Annotated in this window: 16 protein-coding genes; 8 read left to right on the top strand and 8 right to left on the bottom strand. The window is 62.8% G+C overall.

Annotation, left to right across the window (positions count from 1 at the left end):
* Positions 1-3: 3 nt before the first annotated feature.
* The gene (locus tag AAF358_19380) at positions 4-495 is read right to left on the bottom strand and encodes a hypothetical protein (protein ID MEM7707723.1); all 492 of its coding nucleotides are present in this window, start codon (positions 493-495) and stop codon (positions 4-6) included.
* Between the two features lie 172 nt (positions 496-667).
* Here AAF358_19380 and AAF358_19375 point away from each other — a divergent pair, with 172 nt between their 5' ends.
* The gene (locus AAF358_19375; protein MEM7707722.1) at positions 668-3,895 is read left to right on the top strand and encodes an SUMF1/EgtB/PvdO family nonheme iron enzyme; all 3,228 of its coding nucleotides are present in this window, start codon (positions 668-670) and stop codon (positions 3,893-3,895) included.
* A 19-nt stretch (positions 3,896-3,914) separates the two neighbouring features.
* Here AAF358_19375 and AAF358_19370 read toward each other — a convergent pair whose 3' ends face one another.
* The 5 genes from AAF358_19370 to AAF358_19350 form a co-directional block, all read right to left on the bottom strand.
* Positions 3,915-4,523 carry a hypothetical protein gene (locus AAF358_19370; protein MEM7707721.1) on the bottom strand — a complete coding sequence of 203 codons (609 nt, stop codon included), beginning with the start codon at positions 4,521-4,523 and terminating at the stop codon, positions 3,915-3,917.
* 185 nt (positions 4,524-4,708) lie between these two features.
* A complete protein-coding gene (locus tag AAF358_19365) occupies positions 4,709-5,287 on the bottom strand; it encodes a lytic transglycosylase domain-containing protein (GenBank protein ID MEM7707720.1) in 579 nt (192 codons plus the stop codon).
* Between the two features lie 124 nt (positions 5,288-5,411).
* Positions 5,412-5,750 (bottom strand): hypothetical protein, encoded by a 339-nt coding sequence (locus AAF358_19360; GenBank protein MEM7707719.1) that lies wholly within the window; start codon positions 5,748-5,750, stop codon positions 5,412-5,414.
* 77 nt (positions 5,751-5,827) lie between these two features.
* Entirely contained in the window at positions 5,828-7,933 is a 2,106-nt protein-coding gene (rlmKL, locus tag AAF358_19355; GenBank protein ID MEM7707718.1) for a bifunctional 23S rRNA (guanine(2069)-N(7))-methyltransferase RlmK/23S rRNA (guanine(2445)-N(2))-methyltransferase RlmL, read from the bottom strand.
* A 108-nt stretch (positions 7,934-8,041) separates the two neighbouring features.
* Positions 8,042-8,284: a hypothetical protein gene (locus AAF358_19350; protein ID MEM7707717.1), complete on the bottom strand. Its 243-nt coding sequence runs from the start codon at positions 8,282-8,284 to the stop codon at positions 8,042-8,044.
* Positions 8,285-8,339: 55 nt separating this feature from the next.
* Here AAF358_19350 and AAF358_19345 point away from each other — a divergent pair, with 55 nt between their 5' ends.
* The 3 genes from AAF358_19345 to AAF358_19335 all read left to right on the top strand — a co-directional run bounded on the left by AAF358_19345 (position 8,340) and on the right by AAF358_19335 (position 10,097).
* Complete coding sequence (locus AAF358_19345; GenBank protein MEM7707716.1) at positions 8,340-8,783, top strand: hypothetical protein; 444 nt, start codon at positions 8,340-8,342, stop codon at positions 8,781-8,783.
* A gap of 86 nt (positions 8,784-8,869) precedes the next feature.
* Positions 8,870-9,388 carry an RNA polymerase sigma factor gene (locus AAF358_19340; protein ID MEM7707715.1) on the top strand — a complete coding sequence of 173 codons (519 nt, stop codon included), beginning with the start codon at positions 8,870-8,872 and terminating at the stop codon, positions 9,386-9,388.
* Complete coding sequence (locus AAF358_19335) at positions 9,375-10,097, top strand: hypothetical protein (protein ID MEM7707714.1); 723 nt, start codon at positions 9,375-9,377, stop codon at positions 10,095-10,097. The genes AAF358_19340 and AAF358_19335 overlap by 14 nt, the downstream gene beginning before the upstream one ends.
* Positions 10,098-10,118: 21 nt before the next feature.
* On the opposite strand, the gene AAF358_19330 is transcribed toward AAF358_19335, so the two are convergent.
* Positions 10,119-10,349, bottom strand: coding sequence for a hypothetical protein (locus AAF358_19330; GenBank protein ID MEM7707713.1), 231 nt, complete (start codon positions 10,347-10,349; stop codon positions 10,119-10,121).
* Between the two features lie 1,204 nt (positions 10,350-11,553).
* Between AAF358_19330 and AAF358_19325 the strand changes: the two genes are divergently transcribed.
* Genes AAF358_19325 through cmoB form a run of 3 tightly spaced genes read left to right on the top strand, consistent with a single transcriptional unit; the run spans position 11,554 to position 14,763 of the window.
* The gene (locus AAF358_19325; protein ID MEM7707712.1) at positions 11,554-12,981 is read left to right on the top strand and encodes a CHAT domain-containing protein; all 1,428 of its coding nucleotides are present in this window, start codon (positions 11,554-11,556) and stop codon (positions 12,979-12,981) included.
* A 6-nt stretch (positions 12,982-12,987) separates the two neighbouring features.
* Positions 12,988-13,722 carry a carboxy-S-adenosyl-L-methionine synthase CmoA gene (gene cmoA, locus AAF358_19320; GenBank protein MEM7707711.1) on the top strand — a complete coding sequence of 245 codons (735 nt, stop codon included), beginning with the start codon at positions 12,988-12,990 and terminating at the stop codon, positions 13,720-13,722.
* A 45-nt stretch (positions 13,723-13,767) separates the two neighbouring features.
* Positions 13,768-14,763, top strand: coding sequence for a tRNA 5-methoxyuridine(34)/uridine 5-oxyacetic acid(34) synthase CmoB (cmoB, locus tag AAF358_19315; GenBank protein MEM7707710.1), 996 nt, complete (start codon positions 13,768-13,770; stop codon positions 14,761-14,763).
* On the opposite strand, the gene AAF358_19310 is transcribed toward cmoB, so the two are convergent.
* Positions 14,658-15,479, bottom strand: coding sequence for a nitrilase family protein (locus AAF358_19310; GenBank protein MEM7707709.1), 822 nt, complete (start codon positions 15,477-15,479; stop codon positions 14,658-14,660). The genes cmoB and AAF358_19310 overlap by 106 nt on opposite strands.
* A 180-nt stretch (positions 15,480-15,659) precedes the next feature.
* Here AAF358_19310 and AAF358_19305 point away from each other — a divergent pair.
* On the top strand, positions 15,660-16,745 hold a 1,086-nt coding region (locus AAF358_19305; GenBank protein MEM7707708.1), incomplete at its 3' end, for a PHP domain-containing protein.

Here is a 16,745-nt window from a genome sequence, read left to right as displayed (position 1 = left end):
GCGTTAACCGAGCTGCGCTTTGGGCTGGCCTTTGCAATATTCGAGAGACAGGCTGAGAAACTGCTGGAGCTTGGCGTCCACGTTCTCAGCGCTCAGGGAATCGAGGCCGCGGAAGTCGTACTGATTGCTCACCCGCGGGTTGCTGCGATTCTGGAAATTCATCATGTGAGCCACGCGCCGCGCGCCCATCTGCAGCACAATCTTGTAGCAGCAGGTCTCAAGCGCCAGGGGCGTCGCCTCCGCGCCCGAAATCCCCAGCAGATAGATGCGAACGGCCCGCAGGCGGCCCTGAGCGTCCTCCTCCCGGGCGACCGTGGCCGGGAAATCGTGCTCGGTGGCTTCAACGACAAATCCCTCGAAGGCCGGCCAGACAACCTTGTCTACCTGGACCTCAAAATCCCTCCGAAACGCGTCACGAGCGTTCTCTAACGCCTCACCGTCGTCTCCCTGCTGCTCCCGCTGATGGTTTTCTACCTGGTGATCAAACCAAGACATCTCTCAACCTCGTCGTGCCCCATTAAGCTAGCTTACCCCCGGCAGGCCCATCTGTCCCGTTGCGCCGGTGCGTTGGCGGGTTAAACTTAAGCACTTGCAGGGAAAGGCAGCCGAAGCAGCCGCCTCAAATCCAGGTTCTTCAGCTTCGGCGCAACAACAAACGGGGTCAGACATGGCGTTGATCGAGCCGGGCCAGATGCTCGGCAAATACGAGATTGTTCAGCAGATCGGCGTCGGCGGCATGTCCGAAATCTTCGAGGCCATCGACACGACGCTACAGCGGTCCGTAGCGCTCAAAGTTCTGCCGCCAGAATTTTCCGCCGACAGTGAGCACGTGCAGCGCTTCCGCAAAGAGGTGCTGGCCGTGGCGGCGCTGGATCATCCCGGCATCGTCACCATCTTCGACGTCGGCAGCGCCGACGACCTGCAGTTTTACGCGATGACGCTGCTGCCCGCCGGCAACCTCAAAACACGGCTGGCGGGCGATGCGCTGGCGCCGACAGAAGCTCTCTCGATCACGCGAGCGCTGGCAGGAGCGCTGCAGCATGCGCACGACCAGGCCATCATCCATCGAGACATCAAGCCGGAGAACGTGCTGTTTGGCAAAGACGGCGCGCCGGTGCTCGTTGACTTTGGCATTGTCAAAGTCCTCGACTCCGCGTCGAAGCTGACCCAGATCGGAACATCGGTCGGCACGCCCTACTACATGAGCCCGGAGCAGGCGCAGTCGTCCTCCAACGTCGACGCCCGCAGCGATCTGTACAGCCTCGGGGTGATGCTCCACGAAATGCTCACGGGCGCCGTCCCGTTTGACGCTGCCACCTCGGTGGGTATTGCGCTGCAGCACGTCAATCAACCTGTCCCATCTTTGCCGCCCTCACTAGGCGCGCTCCAGCCACTGCTCGATACGCTGATGGCCAAACAGCAGGACGCGCGTCCCGCATCCGGTCGGGCGTTGCAGGAGCTGATCGACGCCGTCGCGCCAGAGGTGCACGGCCTGCCGCCGCTCTCTGCGGACGCCGCGCCAACCGAGGACGAAGGCGCTGGCGAAGACAGCGAGGAGTCGGCGGCCGAAGAAAGCCCGAAAGCTGAGCCGCAAGACAGTCCGCAAGGAGCGGTTGCGGACGATCAGGCGGACACCCAGTCTGCTGAGCAGCTTGATCCGTCAACGGTTGTGGGCGCCCAGCCACGGCCAGCCGATCCCGCGACCGAGTTTGAGCTGATGTCCGTGACGCCAGCTCGAAATCCGGCTCAGGCCTCCGAAGAGGTCACCAGCTCGGAGGCGCCACCTGCAGCCAAACGTGAGGCAGAGCCTGACCAGGCCACACCGGAAGCCGAGTCGGCAAGTGCGGATCCGGCGGGCACAGGCCCTGAAGCCGAACTCCAGATCATGGTGCCCACGGAAAAAGGCCGCGCGACCGAGCAGGCCGAAGAGACTGTCGAGGAGCCCCAAGATGCTGACAGTACGGGAGAGCCAGCCGGGCAGGACGAGGCCGTAGCGCCGGAGACTCCGCCGATCCCGGCCAGCGAACCGCCGCCCGCTGCCGCAGGTCCGAAGGAAGAACTCGCACAGACGACCCTGGCCAAGGAACAACGCCCGCCGGCTGCCGCCGCGCCGCCTGTGGCGGAGGCCAAGGCCTCGCACCTTCGCGAAACCACGCTGATCCCGGCGGTCAAAGCACCGGGCAACGCCAAGGCTGATCCGCAGGCGCCACCCGAAGTGGACAGCGGCCCCGAAGCGGAGCGCTGGAAGGTGGACGACCTCTACCAGAAGCCTCCGCCACAGTGGCACCGCAAGCCGGCCGTTTGGGGCGGCGGAGCCGCAGGTCTACTGGTCATAGTCCTGGCCGTTGTCCTGTCAGGCCGCGGCAATGATGAGGCGTCACCGCTCGAGCTGGTGACCGGCGAAGGTAGCGGTGCCGGTATCGGCCTGGGCAACCAGGCGCGCGAACGCGATCCCGAGGAGCCGGTACCTGAGCGAGTTCCCCAGCCCCAGGGCCAGCCGGAAAGCACCGAGGCACCTCCAGTTGAGGCGGAGCCCGAAGAAAACCTCGACGCGCTGCTGGCTGAAATGCTGTCCGAACAAGCGGCAGAGAGTGATCCTCCCGAGGAAGCAGCAAGCACTAAGCCTCCCCCCGTATCCGAGGCCGCCGTGGCGGTTCAAGAGGCCCCGCCAGTCGAGCGGGAACGCCCGGTCGAAGAGCCCCAGCGCGAAGAGTCGCAAGCACCGAGCGCAGCGCCCGCGACAGCATCTTCTTCTGAGACCGCTGGCGATCCCAAGGTGGCACAGCTGCTGCTGGACGCTGAGCTGTTGATTGCGGCGGACCAGCTGACCCTCCCAGAGGGGGAAAACGCCTGGGAGGCCTACCAACAGGTTCTGGATCTCGATCCGAGCAACCGCGAGGCGCTGCGCGGCCTGGCGCGGCTCCAGCGCACCTACGTCAATCGCATCAACGCCGCGCTCGATGACGGCGATCGATCAGCCGCCCGCCAGCTCACGGAGCGTCTGCGCTTTATTGATCCTCTCCACCCGGACCTGAATCAGTTTGATGAGCGGCTCGGCGAAAGCTCGGGCGCAACCCCGTTTCAGGACCCGCTTGCTACGGGCGGCACCGGGCCACTGCTGATTCCGGTGCCCGCGGCGACGGTGACGCTCGGCGATGCGGCTGACGACAGCTCGGGCACAACGGTCACGGCCTCGTTACCCGCCTTTGCGCTCGCGGCCTACGAGGTTACGGTCGGGGAGTATCGGCAGTTCGCCGAAGCAACGGGTCTGGCAGCGCCGAGCAGCGCTGACGAAGGCTGCAACTACTGGTTGTTTAACTGGCGCCAGCGGGCAGACAAATCCTGGGACTCGCCGGGTTTTACGCAGTCGGAGTCACACCCGGCGGTCTGCGTCAGCTACAACGATGCGCTGGCCTACACCCGGTGGCTGAGCGATCAGACCGGTTTCAGCTACTCGCTGCCGACCGAATATCAGTGGGAATACGCTGCGGCGCTGGATGCGACGACGGGCGTGTACTGGACCAGCAGTCGGGATGCCTGCGATCTGGCCAACGTTTCCGATCTCGACCGAGCAGAACGTCACAACCTCGAGGTATCCACGGAGAACATTTTTGGCTGCCGGGATCGTCGCGTAAACACGGCGCCGGTGGGGAGCTACACCCCGACGGCCGCCGGGATTTATGATCTGCTGGGCAACGCGGGGGAATGGACGCTGGACTGCTGGCGCCAGGACTACGGCGCAGCCAGTACGATAAGCGGCTGCGAGGCCGGCGCGGTGCGCGGCGGGTCGTGGTTTGAACGACCTCGGGAGGTCTCGGTGCGGCACCGACTGAGGCTCGAGCGCAGCGCCCGGTTCAGTCACGTCGGGTTTCGGGTGGTTCGAGACCTCGAGTAGGTCGAACGTTCTTGGGGGGTCAGTCGATGGCCCAGTAGTACTGGGAGTCGAGGACCGGGACCTCAACAATCTTGGCGTCAGCCATACCGCCAGCGCGGCGCTCACAAAACACCTCTTTGCGGCCGCTGTCTTTGAGTCGCTGCCGCTTACAGCTGATGCCTGTCGCTTTGGCGCCGTAGAGCGGCTTCCATTCCTCCGCCAGCTCCTCCGCAGCCTTGACGGCCTCTTCCGGCAGCTGCGCCTTGGCCTGCTTCAACACGTCCAGATCAGACTTCCGGCGCGTTTTAGCCGCCAGCTGAATCCACGCCATACCCTCAACCAGGTCCACCTCCGTGCCTTCGCCAGACAGCAGCATGATGCCGAGCTGCCGCTGGCAGTCGGGTTCACCCCAGCGGGCCGTGAGGTTGTAGAGCGCCAGCGCCTCTTCCATGCGCCCGGACCGATAAGCCTTGTGAGCCTTGTTGATCGTCTGGCGGTACTGGGCGAGCCCCATGCGCTCGAACTCCAACGCCCTGGCAGGCAACCCGAGACTCAGCCCCAGCAGAATGACGGTGACCATGGCTGCCGGCGTGAGTTCGGACCTGAGGGCCCGTAAGGATGGCTGGGACGGTCGCGACTTACTGCTCATAGCTCTGAAATCCTGGTCGAGGTCAGCGGGCATAGAGACCTAAAAATAGAACTCGGGGACCATTCGCGCAAGTGTTGCGTAAATTGCTCCGACGCAGCAACGACAGCCCGCCGTCGCCACCCTCGACTCTGAAGGGCAACAGGATCGGGGTAAGACCGCAGCGTTGTGTCGCCGGAAAACAGGGTTCAGGACGAGGCTCGGCGATACCGCTCCCGCAGGATGCCGACCCGCTTCACAAAATTCTCGGTTTCGTTGTACGGCGGGATCCCGCCAAAGCGTTTGACCGCGTTTTCGCCAGCGTTGAAGGCCGCGCTGGCGAGCCGGTAATCGTCTTCAAACATGTCGAGGAGCTCGCGCAGGTACCGCACGCCAGCGTCGATGTTCTGCGAGGGATCGAACGGGCTTGTGACCCCAAACCGCCGCTGCGTTTCAGGCATCAGCTGCATCAGGCCCTGGGCGCCCACGTCGGAGACCGCGTCCACCACAAACCAGGACTCGGCGTGTATCACCGCCCTCACCAGCGCCGCGTCGACCGCATGCCGCTGACTTGCGGCAGCAATCTCCTGGGCAAAGTCGCCGGTGTTGAGCGCCACCGTCCGCCAGTTCACGGCCTTGTGCCAGCCGCAGCCGCGACACTTCATCCGGATCACCGAATACTTTTTGCCTTCAGCAGGCTTACGATCGGTGTAGTGCAAAATGCCGTCGTCGTCGACGTACTTGTAAACCTGGGCCAGCGCACCGCTCAGCGGACACAGCAAAATCATGAAGCAAATCCATCGCATGGCGCTGATTATTAACCAGAAACCTCACCCGGGCCAGCTTCGACTCGAGCGCCGTGATCCGTCTCACAAAAAAAGACGGCACATCCCTGTGCCGCCGGTGTTGTGATCAGCGATAGAAGCGGTCGCCCCGTGGAAAGTAGCCGCGACGTACCGGACAGTAGTAGTAGCGCGGTTCCACAAATACCGGTCGCGCGTTGGCGCGCGGGTAGTAGCCGTAGCGCTTGAAATGTCGCTGGCCGCGACGCCAATGCCGCCGATCAAAGGGTCGGGGCGCAAAGCGCGGGCCGCGAAAATCATTGCGAAAGCGGCGATCGACCGGATAAACCTGCACACCAAAATCGTCGTAGTAGCCGACGTTAACGCCGCGGTCCGCTACGGCGGGGGCAGCCAGCAGCACGCCGGTGCTGAAAATCGCCAACATCAAAGCCCGGTTAAGCCGTTTCATCAGGGACCTCCTTTCGTTTCAGGTTGGCCTCTAAGATACGGCGGCGTGATGAACCCTCGCTGAACCGGATATCAGCCTTATTTTTTGATGAGTCTCCAGCAATGATGCGGCGGCCGGCGCGAGAAATCCGGTGGCACCGTGGACCGGGTGATTTCGGTGATCTGGTAGCTGTCGACAAGAGCCCCTTCGTCCAGCTTGAAGCGTCGAGCATTGGTGGAGAACAGGAGCGTCCCTTCCGGCGCCAGCCGCGATCGACAGAGTTCGAGGAGCTCAACGTGGTCGCGCTGGATGTCCAGCGATCCTTCAGCTCGTTCGGCGGTCGAGAAGGTCGGCGGATCGAGAATGATGAGGTCGAACACGTTTTGGCCGCCCCGGAGAAAGCGAACGCAGTCTTCGCGCAGCAGCCGGTGGGCCGTGCTGGCAAGCCCGTTTGCTTCCAGGTTCTGCCGAGCCCAATCGAGATAGGTGCGCGAGAGATCCACCGAGGTAGATTCCAGAGCCCCACCGCCGGCAGCGTAAACCGTGAAGCTACCCGTATAGCAATACAGGTTCAGTACCCGAGCCCCGGCGCTCATCTCACCGACCATTCGACGCGTTTCGCGGTGGTCCAGAAACAGCCCGGTGTCGAGATAGTCATCGAGGTTCACCGCAAAGCGATACCCTCCCTCGCGCACCCAGTCGATACGGCCGGTGGCTGCGCGACGCTGATACTGCTTCTCGCCACGCTGGCGCTGCCGACGGCGGACCACCAGATCCGCAGCGGTCAGGTCGAGCGCGAGCCGCACGCCCGCCACGGCATCGTTCAGGCGGGCCGACGCCACCGCTGGCTCGACCGACGCTGGTGGCGCGTATTCCTGAACGTTGGCGCGCGAGCCGTAGACGTCGACCGCCACCGCGTACTCCGGAATATCCCGGTCATAGACTCGGTACGCCTCCAGCTCATGCTGCTCGACGTAGCGCCGCAGCTTCTTGAGATTTTTCCGAATTCGATTAGCGACCATGTGGGCCAGCTCACTCGGCGCCGGGGGCGCCTCCGGGACCTGGAACAGCAGAAGCCGGCAGTCCAGCGCGCCGTTGTAGAGGCGGTACTTCTTAAACGGTGCAAAGCCGAAGCTGCGGCATCGGTCCGGATCTTCGGTGAAGACGCCGGCGCGCCAGCCCGCAAAGTCTGTCTGGAGTCGCTCGCCCAGGCGCCGGTAGAGATCGTCGAGGGCTGTCGAGTCCTCCTCGCCGCCACCGAGGCGGCGACCGTAGGGCGGATTGGTAAGCACCGTGCCCGCGCGCTCGAAAGGCTCAAAGGCCTCACCGAGTTCGCGGTTCTCCCAGGTCGTCTGGTACGCAACGCCGGCAGCGAGCGCGTGGCGGCGACAGGACTCGACAGCCCTTTCGTCACGGTCTCTCCCCACGACGGGACCAACCATGCGGTCCGGCGTGGCGGCGTCCCGCGCGGCTTCCAGCGCCTCAGCAAAAAGTTTTTGACTGTGGCCGGCCCAACCCAGCTGGACCAGCTCAGCCCACAGCAGCCCAGGGGCCTGGTTGAGCGCCATGCAGACCGCCTCGATGAGCAGCGTCCCGGAGCCACACAGCGGATCGACAAGCGGCCGCGTCGGGTCGTCGAGCCAACCGCTGCGCAGCACCAGCGCAGCGGCGAGGTTTTCCTTCAGCGGCGCCGCCCCACCCCGGCTTCGATAGCCGCGCTGGTGCAGCGGTCGGCCCAGCAGGTCGATGCCAACGGTCGCTCGCTGGTTGCGCGCGACAAAGAGATAGAGCTGAACATCCGGGTCGGATCGGCTCACGCTGGGACGGGACCCCGTACGCTCTCGAAACTGATCACAGACGGCATCTTTCACCCGCACCGCGGCGAAACGGGAGTCGCGAATCTCAGGATGGCGGGCCACGCTGGCGTGCACGGAAAGCGTCTGACGTGCGGTGAGATGGTCGCCCCACGCCACCGTTTTGCATCCTTCATAGAGCGCATCAGCGTCCGGCGCGTCGAACTCGGCCAGCGGCAGCAGCAGGCGCGTCGCGAGCCGACTGCTGATAGCTGCCCGATAAGCGTCCGCCAGCGAGCCTTCCGCATGCACGCCAGCGAGACCCTCGCGAACGTCGCGCAGGCCGAAGGTCTTCAGCTCGTCGACCAGGAGATACTCCAGGCCAAGAGGACAGCTCGCGAACCAACGCAAAGTCAGGATTCTCCGATCATGAAAGGTCAAGACACTCCAGGCGCGGCTCAGTGCCAGCGGCGGCACATTGCGCCGCTAAGTGCCTCAGCGTGTCAAGCGCCGCTCGCGCTATTTTTCCTGGAGCCGATGACTATCGGCGGCGGTCAGCTCTAGTCCATAGACCTGCTTGAGCTGCTGAATTTTCTCAAGGGTCTCCGGCGAAAACGGCGTTTTGCCCTCGAAGACGTGCAACACAACGCCCTCGAGAAGGTCTCCGAGCGACAGGTCGCAATATTCGGCGGTGGCCTTTAGGACTTTCAGCAATTTCTTTTCCAGCCGGACGCCGGTCTGGGTGCGTTCTATGGTTTTCATCTGCTCCACTACCATGTTATCTTGTTACCATTGTACCACCAATTGGAGGTGGCAAGTGACGGAACCCATTCTTCCTCGACTCTACGACGGACAAATCCGTCCGGACGCGTTTGATCACAGCGCCCACCTGCAGGCCGGCTGGGAGTGCATTCAGAAAGAAAATCCCGAAGGACCTAGGAAGCTCGCCTCCAGCCTTTACGCCCTCGCCGACTCGGCCGGGGCACCGGAGCGCTACCACGCCACCATCACTGGGGCCTTTCTGACCCTGATCGCGGCGTCAGCCAGGCCAGGGGAATCGTTTGATGATTTCTTGGCAAAGAATCCCGATCTGAGCCGGCGAGATTGCCTGGAGCGCTACTACAGTCGTGCGCGGCTGACGTTACCCGAAGCCCGCCGGCGTTTTCTGATGCCTGACCGCCGGCCATTGCCGGCTTGCCGGATGTCGCTGTGCAGCGTGGAAATCCCGGCGGCAGCCGCAGCAGACAACGTCACGAACTGAGCCAACTTCCGCACAATAACGGCACATTTCACCGATAACTCGTTATCATATTCCGCTGACGACGTGCTCGTGGGGAGACAGAGCCTTTGTTATCTGGCGACGACCTGGAACGGATTCAGAGCGTTTTGCGGCGCGCTGTCGATCGACTGTGCTACCGCTGGGGGGAGGACGAACGAGAGGACCTCGTACAAACCGCCCTCCTGAAACTCCATCAACGAGCATCCGGTGAGGAGAACTCCGCCCTCCTGGCGTCTTACCTGTATCGAGTCGCCCACAGCATCGTGGTCGACGAGGTCAGAAAGAGGTCTAGACGTCCCGTGACGACACAAGCCGTATCACCCGAGCAGTTCGGCTCGGAACGAAAGGATTCGCCTGAGGATGCACTGGCGGCGGATGACGCGCGCGAGGCGCTTTGGGATTGCCTTAGCCAGCTCGCCGAGAGCCGGCGCCAGGCGCTGGTCCTGTATCTCCAGGGTCACACCGTCCCAGAGGCAGCTAAGCTGCTCGACTGGCCCAACAAGCGCACGGAAAACTGCGTCTATCGGGGGCTGGCCAATCTGCGGGAGTGCCTGAGTCGAAAAGGAGTGAATCATGTCCTGGGGTGAGGAGGAGCTGCGCGAAGCGTTTCTCAGTTCGCTGACCGCGGCTGACAGCAGCGACGCCGAGGTCGAATGCCCGTCGCCGGAAGAGATCTGGGACGCGGTCAATATGAAGCTGCCCGCAGCACGGCGCCGCGAAATCATCAGCCTGACGGCGAGCTGCCCCGAATGTGCACTGGCGTGGCAGGCGGCGATCAGCGTCCAGCAGGAGGCTGCCGCGATCGAGCCTGCAGCCGTGACGAACCCGCCGCAACCGGACCGGCCGTCGTTTTGGCAGCAGCTGCTGCGCCCGGCGGTCTTTGGTCCAGCGATGGCCGGAGCGGCCGCCTTGCTGGTCGCGGTGGTCTGGCTCGACGGCCCTGCCCCGCTGGATCCGCTGGCAGCACCTGCACCGAGCGGCGTACTTCGTGGAGCAGATGACGCATCAGGCCCAATTTCTTTGGGTCATGCAGAGAGTCTTGGACGAGGGGCCGGACTCGGTTGGACACAGGTATCGGGCGCTGATGGGTACGAATTGACGCTTATGGGAGTATCCGGCCTGAGTGTCCGAAGAGTAGTTACAGATTCCGCTTTTGTGCTTGATGACGAGACACTTGCGAATTTTTCGCCAGGCGAAAAGATCCTTTGGTCAGTAAAAGTGATTGGCGGCAGCGACAGCGGCCGAGTCTCGGCAGAGCAGTCTTTTGTATTCGATCCCAAACTCGACAAGCAATAACAAAGAGGAGAAACAGGCATGTCAAATGGCAACCCAACAAAGCCACCACCATGGCAAACGCTGCTTGCGGCGGCTGTGGGCGCGGCCGCAGGCGCAGCCATAACGGTCGCGGTTCTGGATGATGGTGATCAGGAGCCCAACAATTCTGGCTTCCAGCTTTCGCCGCCGCATATCGTCGTGGTTGAAGAAAACAAACGCACGGTTTAACCACGGCACGCTGAGCAGCGGCGCGCCAACGCTGGCGCTTTCCAAACTGGCAAGCGCGGCGTTGGCGTGTCTGCTGCTTTTAGGTGAGTTGAAGCAAAGCCACGCTTACCCATGCCTAGATGTAGAATCCGCCCAGCAGTGCTGGACCGACTACAAAGAATCGAACCAGGATCCCGAGTTTTCCGTCGCTTGGGAAGACTTGGTTCATCGACTGTCTGAAGGAAAAGATCCCTCCCACAAAGTGGCTTTAGCGCTCGCACAGTTGGGCTATATGCGGGAAGATTTTGATTCCGTTGTTGAATATGCCCGTCGTGCGACCTTTCTTTGCTTAAAAAATCGGCAGGCCAAGTGCGAGTTGCAGGCTCGTCGCTTCTTGAGCTTCGGGCTTGACGCGAATGAGCAATTCGAACTTGCAATTTGGGAGGCGGAAAAGGCTTTTGAACTGAGCCGAATCCTCTCGCTTCCCACTGATCAGGTAAAAGCAGCCACAAGCCTCGCCAGGCATCGACTGTTTGGTCTCAACAATATCCCTCGAGCGCTCCAAGTTCTTGAGGCTTCAGCAAACCTCACTGAGGCTGTGGACCCCGTAACTCAACTTTACTTCGATCACTGGCGGGCTCGTGTCGCAATTCGTCTTGGACACCGTGAGCAGGCTCTCATCACGTTGCAACGAGTTGCGGACCGCGCTCCGGGGACTTCAGGATCGAGTCTCGGGCTTGCAAGCAAAGTTGACCTCCTAACGTTGCAGTTTGATCGATCGTCCAGCAATTCCCGCAAAGCGACAATTCTTGCGAAGTTGGAAGAAATACGAGACAGCATGGAAATACCTCTCTCTGTGCGAATTCACGCTGGCTTGGCTCGTCAGACACTAATGCCTGATGAGAACAGGGTCACGGATCTGAAATGGTGTGCAGAGAGCGCAAAAGAAATCGGCTACGACGACCTCCGCACGCTTTGTGAGACACGTTTAGCGATTGCGCTAGCGTCGGAGGATTATGAATCAGCCGCCAATTGGATCAAAACCGCGAGAGAGGGTTTTGGCGGTAATGCCACACCGGAAATGAAGTTGCTTTTGGCGCAAGCTGAGCTTCGGCTTGTTTGGGCTGAACCAGTTGACGTCAGGTCTGTTGAGCGAAGCCTTGAACTGCTGTCGCAAATAGAGTTTGGACGAAACCTGCAGCGGGTTGGTGAGAGAGCGAGCGAGTTCCTAGGATATCTAAATAACGACCACTATTGGCTCACCGACCAGGTGATTAACGCCGTTCATGACGGCGCGTTGCCCGTGCGCAATCTTTGGACGGCACTGGCGATCCTGGAGGCTGCTCGATCCGGCCGGCGAGCTTCCGAGCTCGACGCAGCGGCTGACATGGTGGCCCTTGATGGTTGGGTTCGCTGGCGGGAGCAACTGGCTCAACAACCCACACCGCGATTGATATCGGACGACGAGTTTTCGAGAGCAGAAAAGGCCCCGATGCTGCCCGCAACCTCAGCCACGGTTGATTCTCAGCTCGCGCTGATGGACCAGATTCCGCCCGAGAGTACCGCAGTGTTTTTTCAATGGCATCATGACCGGGATTTTTCGCGCCGCGCGTTCGTACTGAGCGGCGGAGAGATTCGTACAGTCGAGCTGGACACGGAGCGCCGAGCTGACGCGCAGCTTGCCCTGCTGGGCAGCGGAGTACGGAGCGGAGATCACCGCCGCATCAGCGCCGCACTTGAGGAACTTCGACAGATGCTCGTCGATCCGCTGGCAGGTGCGCTGAGTCAATCCGAAGGACCGCTCGTGTTCCTGCCGGATGGTGAGCTTCACGCGGTTCCGCTAGGCGCGATCGGAGGCGATAACCCCAGGCTCCTGCACGCTTCGAGCTACGGGTCACTCAAGGCTTGGTCCAACGCTTCACGCGCTTCAACGGCAGTGGCACCGGATTTCAGCATTGGACCGACGATCTTCGCCAACCCGATGCCCCCGATAACGCCAATGCCTGGAACTGGAAAGCCGGCAAACCACGATCGCCTGCCGGCGACACTAACGGAGGCCGCGGCGATTGCCGATAGTTGGGCCGGCAGCCGTATTCTGTCGGGCGCCGCCGCGTCAGAGAGCGAAGCCCTAGCAGCGCTGACCGGGGGGACTGCATGGCTGCATTTTGCCACCCACGTCAAGATTCAGCCCGACGACCCGCTGAACTCCAGCCTTCAGCTCGCGCCAGACGATCGAAGTGACGGCTGGCTTACCGTACGGGAACTGTCGAAGCTCAGACTCCCGCCGAAGGTGGTGTTGCTCTCCGCGTGCGAGAGTGCAGCAGGCAGGCGTTTGACCGGAGAAGGCTTGATAGGACTCACCAGCACCCTGCTCGACGCCGGGGCCGTATCGGTGGCCGCCAACCTGTGGCCGATCGACGACGCGCTGGCGAGCCGTTTTGTCAGCCGCTGGTACGCTCGGTTGCGCAGCGGTTTGCCGCTGGGTGCTGCTCTCGCCGAGACACGCCAAGAGTTTGCCGCCGCCGGCTACCCCGCCAGCGCTTGGGCCGGCTGGATCATCGCCGGCGATAGCGCGGTTGCCCTGAGCGAGGGCGAGCGAACCCCCCAGCGCATGCTGTGGGCGATAGGGGGCGGCATAATGCTCGTTGGAGCATTGCTGCTGGCGCTGAGCCGGAGCCGCCGAACACAAGCCAACTAGATAATCATGACCCGCACCAAAGACAAGCTGTTCGCCTCCCCTGCGGCGGCGGAGGAGCCACCGTTTGAGTTCAACGACGCCGTGGCTCGGGTGTTTCCCGACATGCTCGAGCGATCCATCCCGGGTTATGCGACCACGCTGTCGACGATCGCCGCGATGGCCGGGCGCTATGCGCAGCCCGGGAGCCGTTGCTACGACCTCGGGTGTTCGCTCGGCGCGGCCACCTTTGCCATGCGTGACGCAGTAGACGACGCAACCGTCACGATCGTTGGCGTCGACAACGCCCCCGCCATGATCGACCGGGCCCGAGCCAGCCTTGCGGACCACCAGAAAAACGGTCCGGTTGAGTTGGAGCTGGGGGACATCACCGCCTTTCCGCTTGAGAATTCGTCGGTGGTGGTGCTGAACTTCACGCTGCAGTTTGTGCCGCTGGGTGAACGCACTGCGCTGCTGAGTCGGATTGCAGACGCGCTGCGGCCCGGCGGGGTGCTGCTGCTGTCCGAGAAAATTGCTTTCGAGGACCCGGCCAGCGATACGCTGTTTCACGATCTGTATCACGCCTTCAAACGTAGCCAGGGCTACAGTCAGCTCGAGATTGCGCGCAAGCGCAGCGCGCTGGAAAACGTACTCGTGCGCGAAACGATTGCTGACCATCGGGCGCGGCTGCACGGCGCGGGCTTTCGCCAGGTTGAACAGTGGTTTCAGTGCTTCAACTTCGCCTCGCTGGTCGCCTTCAAGTAGTTGAACGCCGAGCGGTTCACACCTGGCGGCGCGTTCCGCGAAGCGCTGCAGAACTCTCGACTCGGCCCCTGGCTGGAGTGGTTTTGCGACGCAGAGCGTCTCGGCAGGCTGCAGCAACACGGTGACCTTCCGCGCTGGCAGCAGGCCCTGGATTCGCTGCCCCGGCCGCGGGTCGATCACGTCGATCTCAACGCGTCTGCCGTCACCGCATCCGGCGAGATCTCCAGCTCGGACCTGGCTGAACTCGAAGCAGCGCTAGCGGAACTGAACCCGTGGCGTAAAGGCCCGTTCTCCCTCTTTGGCCTCGAGCTCGACACCGAGTGGCGCTCCGACTGGAAATGGGACCGCGTGGCGCCGGCCCTGGACAGCCTGGAGGGCCGCATCGTTTTAGACATCGGCTGCGGCAGCGGCTATCACCTGTGGCGCATGATGGGCGCCGGCTCGCGCGCCGCGCTGGGGATCGACCCCACCGCCCTGTTCGGCCTACAGTTTGCCGCGCTGCGTCATTTCCTGCCGGACCTGCCCGCCGCCCTGCTGCCGATCGGCCTGGAAGAGCTCCCGCCGGACCTGACGGGCTTCGATACCGTCTTTTCCATGGGCATCCTTTACCACCGGCGCTCGCCGCTGGAACACCTGGAGCTGATTCGGTCCTTACTGAGGCCCGGCGGTCAGGCCATCATTGAAACGCTGGTGGTTGAGGGTGACGACAATCGGGTGCTGGTGCCGGAGGGGCGCTACGCAAAAATGCGCAACGTCTGGTTTATTCCCAGCCCGCCGCTGCTGGCGCGGTGGCTGCGGCGCTGCGGGTTTGTCGAAGTCGAGCTGCTCGACGTCACCGTGACGTCGATTGAGGAGCAGCGCACCACGCGCTGGATGACCTTTGATTCTCTGGAAACCTTTCTAGACCCGGCTAACCCGGACCTGACGGTGGAGGGTTACCCAGCGCCCCGCAGAGCTGTCTTCTCCTGTCGCTCACCGTCGAGCAAGACGAAGTCGTCGGCGTCGTCCAGGAAGCGGAACTTGTCTCGAAAGGCGTTCTGATCGGCGAGACTGAGCGTCACGGTGGCGCAGCGGGGCTCGGTTCCCAGATCGACAAGATCATGACCGAGGTAGTCCACCGCCGCTGACCCGCCGGCATATTCCCAGTTGTTGCCATCCAGGCCCGTACGGTTAACGCCAACCGTGTAGCAGAGGTTTTCGATCGCTCGGCCCCGCAGGAGCGTGCTCCAGGCATGGGCCCGCGGCATGGGCCAGTTGGCCACGTACAGCAGCAGGTCGTAGTCGTTCCGGCAGCGGGAAAACACCGGAAATCGCAGGTCGTAGCAGACCTGCAGACAGATGCGCCATCCCAGGTAGTCCACGACCACCCGCTCGCTGCCGGCGGCGTAGCGCTTGTGCTCGCCGGCGAGCGTAAACAGGTGTTTTTTGTCGTAGCTACCCAGCACCTCGCCGTCAGCGACGAACAGCATCCGATTGAAGTAGTGCCCGCGATCCGCAATCGCCAGCGAGCCGGTGATCGCTGCCCCGGTCAGGCGCGACTGCTCGCGCATAAAGTTGACCGCCGGCCCGTCCATCGCCTCAGCCGCCTTCGCGGGCTCCTGGGTAAAGCCGCTGGCGAAGGTCTCCGGCAGCATGATCAGATGGCCAGGGTTCTCCAAGCGGGCGATCTGCTCAGCAAAGCTGGCCAGATTGGCGGCGCTGTCGTGCCATTTCACTTCGCTCTGGATCAGGCTGATCTGCAGGTTTTCCTGAGTCACCGTATGGGTTCCTGTTGGCTTTGACCTCAAGCGCACCATAGCACCGCTCCCGAGCAACGGGAATCGTCGGCGGGTGCTCGACAGGCTTTGGATTGGCTCGCGACGGGGTTCGCTGATCAACACCCAAACTGTGAGCCAGTGCTTTCCAGCGATAGCCCAATTACTGTATAAATAAACAGTATGTCTGCCGTACCCCCGCCTTACGCTGAACTGCACTGCCTGAGCAATTTTTCTTTCCTGCGCGGCGCCTCACACGCCAAGGAACTTGTGCAGACCGCCAGCGAGCTCGGCTATCAGGCGCTGGCCATTACCGATGAATGCACCATGAGCGGCGTGGTGCGGGCCTTCGAGGCGGCCAACGGGCTGCCGCCGGAAAAGCGTCTCCAGCTCATCATCGGCACCGAAATAATCACCGAAGACGGCCTCAAGCTGGTCCTGCTGGCCACCACCCACCGAGGCTACACGCAGCTCTGTCAACTGATCACCCGCGGTCGCCGCGCGGCGCCCAAAGGCCAGTACCGGCTGAGCCGCCAGGACGTGCTGGAAGAGCTGCTGGACACACCGCCGGACGCCCCCGACGTGCTGCTCCTGTGGTGCCCTGACGATGAGCAGCGCGACGATAGAGACTCGGGACACTGGCTGCAGCAGCATTTTGCCGGCCGCTGCTGGATCGGGGTGGAGCTGCTGTTTGAGAGCTGCCATCAGCGCCTGCTGGAGGAGTTGCGCGCTTTAAGCCAGGACTGCGGGATGCCGCTGACCGCCTGCGGCGACGTGCACATGCACCGGCGGGGCCGCCGCGCCCTGGCCGACACCCTGACCGCCATCCGGATCGGCAAACCGCTGTGCGCCGCCGGCGCGGCGCTGTCGGTGAACGGCGAGCGGCATCTGCGCCATCGCGAGGTGCTGCGCCGGGTGTATCCAGCGGACCTGCTGGCAGCGTCGGTCCACATCGCCCGGCGCTGCCGCTTCACGCTGGACCAGCTCAACTACACCTACCCCCGGGAGCTGGTGCCCGATGGCCACACGCCCACCAGCTACCTGAGGCAGCTCACGATGGCCGGCATGGCCCGACGCTGGCCAGACGGGGCGAGCGAGAGCGTCCGCCAGCAGGTTGAGCACGAGCTGGCGCTGATCGCTGAGCTCCAATACGAAGCATTCTTTCTGACCGTGGAGGACGTGGTGGCGTTTGCGCGCCGCCAGCAGATCCTCTGTCAGGGCCGCGGCTCCGCAGCTAACTCCGCGGTCTGCTACTGCCTGGGCATCACC

Source organism: Pseudomonadota bacterium (assembly GCA_039033415.1).
Taxonomy (GTDB): domain Bacteria; phylum Pseudomonadota; class Gammaproteobacteria; order Xanthomonadales; family SZUA-38; genus JANQOZ01.
This window is presented reverse-complemented; position numbering and strand designations above follow the sequence as displayed.

Excerpts from the sequence above, each read along its gene's own strand:
- AAF358_19380 (MEM7707723.1), bottom strand. The coding sequence starts at position 495 with ATGTCTTGGTTTGATCACCAGGTAGAAAACCATCAGCGGGAGCAGCAG.
- AAF358_19375 (MEM7707722.1), top strand. The coding sequence starts at position 668 with ATGGCGTTGATCGAGCCGGGCCAGATGCTCGGCAAATACGAGATTGTT.
- AAF358_19370 (MEM7707721.1), bottom strand. The coding sequence starts at position 4,523 with ATGAGCAGTAAGTCGCGACCGTCCCAGCCATCCTTACGGGCCCTCAGG.
- AAF358_19365 (MEM7707720.1), bottom strand. The coding sequence starts at position 5,287 with ATGATTTTGCTGTGTCCGCTGAGCGGTGCGCTGGCCCAGGTTTACAAG.
- AAF358_19360 (MEM7707719.1), bottom strand. The coding sequence starts at position 5,750 with ATGAAACGGCTTAACCGGGCTTTGATGTTGGCGATTTTCAGCACCGGC.
- AAF358_19350 (MEM7707717.1), bottom strand. The coding sequence starts at position 8,284 with ATGAAAACCATAGAACGCACCCAGACCGGCGTCCGGCTGGAAAAGAAA.
- AAF358_19335 (MEM7707714.1), top strand. The coding sequence starts at position 9,375 with ATGTCCTGGGGTGAGGAGGAGCTGCGCGAAGCGTTTCTCAGTTCGCTG.
- cmoA (MEM7707711.1), top strand. The coding sequence starts at position 12,988 with ATGACCCGCACCAAAGACAAGCTGTTCGCCTCCCCTGCGGCGGCGGAG.